The organism is Cupriavidus sp. GW823-FHT06D04 (genome assembly GCF_058795055.1).
In genome coordinates this window covers 1-5,094 of record NZ_JBXAHL010000089.1, presented here as the reverse complement: position 1 = coordinate 5,094, position 5,094 = coordinate 1, and the positions used below count along the sequence as shown (strand labels likewise).

Here is a 5,094-nt window from a genome sequence, read left to right as displayed (position 1 = left end):
TGGCTGCCGATCCTGGTCCAGCGCACCGGGCTCTCGCTGAAGGAGGCTTCGATGCTCGCCGGGCTGCTGCAAGGGGGAGGCGTGGCGGGTGCCGTCGTGCTGGGCGTCCTGCTCGACAGGTTCAACCCCTACGCCGTGGTGGCCGGTGCCTACACACTGGGAGCGATTGCCGTGGCATGCCTAGCTTCCGTGAGCGCGCCGATGTCGATGGCAGCGGCCATCTTCGTCACTGGGTTTTGTGTCAGTGGATCACAGGTCTGCGCCAATGTGCTCGCCTCGGCGTTCTACCCGACTTCGAGCCGTGCCACGGGCGTGGCATGGGCGCTCGGCATCGGACGAGTGGGGGCCATCGCGGGCTCGCTCGGCGGTGCGTGGCTGTTGTCGGCGGGCTGGAGCAATGCGGCGCTCTATCTGCTCCTGGCAATTCCGGCGATGGTCGCGGCGTTCGGCATTTACCGGACCGGGCGCGTCCAGCTCGCGCTCAATGTCTCCGGCCCTGACATCCACGCGGACCTCATCCAGGTCGAAGCCGCTACCCAATTGCGTAAATAAGGACCATGAACATGACGTTTTCCCGGTCCGGCCCAAGCTGGCTTGTCCGGCTCGTACACTGCTTCCTCCTGACGTTGGTGCCTGCCATGACGAGCGCTGCTGGCACTCTGGAGGTGGCGGCGTCCGCGCCCGCTTCCAGCTACCGTACCAATCTGGTCCTGCTCGGTACTGCCGGGGGGCGCACTTCCTACGGTGGTACGACGCTGGCAGGCATTTCCTCGGCACTCGTGGTCGACGGGGGCGTGTATCTGGTTGACTTCGGCCAGGGTTGGCTGCGGCGATACCTTCAGGCGGGCTTGGGAAAGATGCCCGGCAAGCCTGGACTGTCCTCGCTGCGCGCGGCGTTCATCACGCACCTGCACGCGGATCATGTCGTGGACTATCCGGCATTGTTCCTGTTCGGGACCACAGACGGCCTGGCAGCGCGCAAGACGCCGGTGCGGGTGTTCGGACCGGGCCCGCGTGGCTCCCTGGTGCCGGTTGCTGGCGCCAATCGGACAAATGTCCCAGTGATCCACCCGGACGATCCCACGCCTGGAGCGGTCGCCATGACGGCGGCCATTTACAAGGCGTTCGCCAACGACATCAACGACAACATCCGCGACAGCCAGAAGCCGGACCCTCACACCCTCGTCGCCGTGGAAGACTTCCAGGTGCCAAATGGCGTGGTAGTGGACGCCAACCGCGACGTCGCACCGGACATGCAGCCTTTTCCTGTCTACCAGGACGACAAGGTGAAGGTCACCGCGATTCTGGTCAGCCACGCGCCGGTATATCCGTCGTTCGCGTTCCGCTTCGATACGGCAGACGGTGCGGTGGTGTTCTCGGGTGATACCAGTCCGAGCGGCAGGGGTGCATGTGCACTATGGCAGCCGGATCAACGTGATCGACGAGCTGTCGGCATTCCGGTGTCGGGGGCCTCGAACGTCAGCGTGGATCCGGGTTTCTGCGTCGATACAGAAATCGTGTTCCGCGAGCACTTCTGCCCCAGCTGCTGGACCACCGTGCAATCCGGCCTGGTGCCCAACGACCATGTGGACGTGATCGCCGGCATGCAGAAGGTTCAGGCCGTCGACCCGGCTGTCGCGTAAGCCGCGTGCGCGTGCCGGTGAGCCGTTCCGTTGACGGTACACGCACACCATTCCGTGATGGTGTGGCCATTCATATTCCCAAAAGTGTGTTGAAGACATGAAACTGAAAGACAAGGTGGCCGTCATCACCGGTGCGGCTGCAGGTATCGGGCAGGCGACTGCGCGCAAGTTCGCCAGCGAAGGCGCCACGGTGATCCTCTGTGATCTGGCAAAAGATGCCGTTGAGCAAGAGGCCAGCAACCTCCGGTCGGAAGGCTACGCGGCGACGGCCTATTCGTTGGACGTGACCGACCGCGCGGGCATCGAAGCCCTGGCTGCGGATGTCATCGAGAAGATTGGTCGCATCGACATTCTGGTCAACAACGCGGGCATCACGCTGGATGCCAAAGTCACGCGCATGACCGAAGATCAGTTTGATCGCGTGATCGACGTCAACCTCAAGGGCGTCTTCAACTGCACGCAGGCGGTGGTCGGCGCCATGCTCGAGCAGCAGTCCGGCGTCATCCTGAATGCATCGAGCGTGGTCGGCATCTACGGCAACTTCGGGCAGACGAACTATGCCGCTAGCAAGTTTGGTGTCATCGGATTCACCAAGACGTGGGCGCGAGAACTTGGGCCGAAGGGCATTCGTGTGAATGCCGTGTGCCCCGGCTTTATCGAGACGGACATCCTGAAGACGATGCCTGAGAAGGTGCTCGATGGATTCCGCTCCAACTGCTGGCAGCGGCGCCTGGGATCGCCCAAGGAAATCGCCAACGTCTACGCGTTCCTTGCGTCGGACGATGCCAGCTTCGTCAACGGGGAAGCGATCGAGGTGTCGGGAGGTCTCTCGATCTGATGGCGGGGCAACAACGAGGCGCGGGTGTGTGCGCTTGCGAAAAATAAGACAAAGCGGTTTTCGGAGGAAACAATTGAACTACAAGCACATTGCACTGGGCTGCCTCGTGGCGCTGCCCACGGTGGCGTTTGCCCAATCGGTGACGCTGTATGGGGTGGTCGATACTGGCGTCGACTATGTCAACCACGTTGGCGCCGCGCAGAACAGCGTCGTGAGAGAGCCGTCGCTGACGGGGATGGTGCCGTCGCGCTGGGGCTTGCGCGGCTCGGAGGATTTGGGCGGCGGACTCACGGCCAAATTTGCGCTGGAGTCGGGTTTCTCTACAGATTCGGGCTCACTCATGTATGGAAACCGACTGTTCGGTCGACAGGCTTGGGTAGGGCTGTCGGGGCCCTGGGGCGAGGTGGCATTCGGCCGGCAATACACCATGATGTTCTGGGCGCTGCTGGATTCAGATCTCATGGGGCCGAGCGCATTTGGCTCTGCGGCGTTGGACTACACGATTCCCAATTCCCGCGCGGACAATGCGGTGTCATACCGGGGCAAGTTCGGCGGCCTGACGGTTGGAGGCACGTACAGCTTCGGGCGGGATGCGGCCGTTGCGCCGCCGAGTCCCTCGAGTGCAAATTGCGCCGGGGAAACAGCGGGAGATGCACGGGCTTGCCGGGAGTGGTCGGCGTTGCTGATGTACGACGCTTCCGGTTTCGGGGTGGCCGCGGTCTACGAATCGACCCGAGGCGGCCCCGGTGCCTTTGGTGGGCTGACCAGCAGTGCCAAGAGTGACAATCGCCTGTCACTCAGCGGATACTGGCTGATCAGCGATGGGGCCAAGGCCGGGGCAGGGTGGCTGCGCCACAACAACGACGGCAAGCCTGCGACGCCGCGCAGCGATTTGTTTTGGACGTACCTGTCGTATGACATCACACCGGCGTTCAACCTCGCGGGACAGGTCTACTACCAGAAGTATCGCAACAGCGACAACAAGGCTTGGCTGTATGTGATGCGAGGAACGTACAGCTTCACGAAGCGGACCGCTGTTTACGCGACCGCAGGCTTCGTCGACAACGGTGGTCAACTGGCGCAGTCGGTCAGTGCGAATCCGGGCGCGCCTGCAGCCCCGGGAGGGACGCAGTTGGGAGCCATGATCGGGATCCGGCATACTTTCTGACCGCCACGTCGCTGCTGCGAAGTGAGGGACGGGCCGCTGCTTTCGCCGAACGCGTTGCAGCGGCTTTTTCATCGCTTGAACACCTGTACGCGATTGCTAGGAGCCTGTCGGGCTTTCCAGCCTTCCACTCGATGACGCCCTCACAGATAATCGCGGCAGCACAACCGAGAAACTGATATGACTTTATATGAACGCCTCCCGTTTGCGAGGGTTTTGTGCGCTCTGACGTAACATTGGTTGGGTTGCAGCTTTATATCCGTACATGGACTCCCGCCTATGAGTAAGATGGGGTTGCATTTTGAGGGTCACGACTGCGTCCGTACATTCGGCTTTTGATGTGTCGCTGTTGACACGAGCCATCATGGAAATGTGCGCGCTTGCTCCTCATCGGCCTTCTGGCTTCGAAATGCAGCCGTCGGATATATCAGGATCTGCAAGCGCCGGTCCGACCGGTTCGCCATGCTCGCCACTTCTTGCGCAATCGCTGAGGAAGTGAAACGTACTAACAATGCATCGATGCTACGCTATCTTGAACCTTGCCCGTCAAGATTGCCCATGCGATTCGCGCTGTCTTGTTTGCAAGGGCAACGGTCGCAACGCTCGCGTGACGACGTTGCATTAGAGACCGTTTCAAAAAGACCTCGAGAGGCCTGTTAACTTTCTCGGCGAGCTGTTAACCTTTGGCACCTGAACAACTGGGACCAAGGAGATGGGCGCGCCGGTCATTGACGACGAACTGTGGGCACTGATCGAACCTTTGCTGCCACTGCCGAAGCCGCGGCGCAAGAAGTATCCCGGTCGCTTTCCGATTTCAGACCGAACAGCATTGAACGGCATCCTATTCGTGTTCAAGACCGGGATACGTTGGTGCGACCTATCGACCAAGTTGGGATTTGGTTCTGGCCCGACCTGCTGGCGGCGTTTGCGCGACTGGCAGAAGGCGGGCGTATGGGTGCGACTACACGAGTTGCTGCTCGCGAAGCTGCGCGAGGCCGGCCAACTCGATTTCTCACGTGCGGCCGTCGATTCGTCGTCGGTGCGAGCTGTTGGGGCGGGCGAAAAACGGGTCCGAACCCCACGGATCGCTCGCGACCAGGTTCCAAGCATCACATCCTCGTCGACGCGAGTGGAGTCCCCGTCTGCGCGCTCCTGACCGGCGCGAACCGCAACGACGTCACCCAACTGCTGCCGCTCGTTGACGCGATTCCACCGATTCGCGGCGTGTGTGGCCGACCACTTCAGAAGCCCAAGGTTATCTACGCCGATCGCGGCTACGATTCCGAACCGCATCGTCAGCGACTTCGCGAGCGCGGCATCAAGCCAGTGCTCGCGAAGCGCCGAACCGAACACGGTAGCGGTCTTGGCAAGTTTCGCTGGGTGGTCGAACGCACTCATGCGTGGCTCCACAATTTCCGTCGTCTTCGCATTCGCTTCGAGCGTCGGGC

Annotated in this window: 5 protein-coding genes and 1 pseudogene; 5 read left to right on the top strand and 1 reads right to left on the bottom strand. The window is 61.6% G+C overall.

Annotated elements, in window-relative coordinates:
• The 4 genes from AC1Q7H_RS39600 to AC1Q7H_RS39585 all read left to right on the top strand — a co-directional run.
• Positions 1–552 (top strand): MFS transporter (locus AC1Q7H_RS39600; protein WP_492316796.1); only part of this gene is annotated, 552 nt, incomplete at its 5' end.
• Between the two features lie 86 nt (positions 553–638).
• A complete protein-coding gene (locus AC1Q7H_RS39595; RefSeq protein ID WP_492316795.1) occupies positions 639–1,643 on the top strand; it encodes an MBL fold metallo-hydrolase in 1,005 nt (334 codons plus the stop codon).
• A gap of 97 nt (positions 1,644–1,740) precedes the next feature.
• Positions 1,741–2,481: a 3-oxoacyl-ACP reductase FabG gene (gene fabG / locus AC1Q7H_RS39590; protein WP_492316794.1), complete on the top strand. Its 741-nt coding sequence runs from the start codon at positions 1,741–1,743 to the stop codon at positions 2,479–2,481.
• A gap of 73 nt (positions 2,482–2,554) precedes the next feature.
• Positions 2,555–3,649 carry a porin gene (locus tag AC1Q7H_RS39585; protein ID WP_492316793.1) on the top strand — a complete coding sequence of 365 codons (1,095 nt, stop codon included), beginning with the start codon at positions 2,555–2,557 and terminating at the stop codon, positions 3,647–3,649.
• Positions 3,650–4,151: 502 nt separating this feature from the next.
• On the opposite strand, the pseudogene AC1Q7H_RS39580 reads toward AC1Q7H_RS39585, so the two are convergent.
• Positions 4,152–4,277 (bottom strand): annotated as a pseudogene (locus AC1Q7H_RS39580) (IS110 family transposase); the annotation flags it as partial.
• A gap of 81 nt (positions 4,278–4,358) precedes the next feature.
• Between AC1Q7H_RS39580 and AC1Q7H_RS39575 the strand changes: the two are divergent.
• A protein-coding gene (locus tag AC1Q7H_RS39575; RefSeq protein ID WP_492382499.1) for an IS5 family transposase occupies positions 4,359–5,094 on the top strand; the annotation gives its coding sequence in 2 pieces (ribosomal slippage) (positions 4,359–4,707 and positions 4,707–5,094; 737 coding nt annotated over the 2 pieces). This gene is flagged as partial in the annotation.

Coding starts and splice junctions, on each gene's coding strand:
- AC1Q7H_RS39595 (WP_492316795.1), top strand. CDS start 639: ATGACGAGCGCTGCTGGCACTCTGGAGGTGGCGGCGTCCGCGCCCGCT.
- fabG (WP_492316794.1), top strand. CDS start 1,741: ATGAAACTGAAAGACAAGGTGGCCGTCATCACCGGTGCGGCTGCAGGT.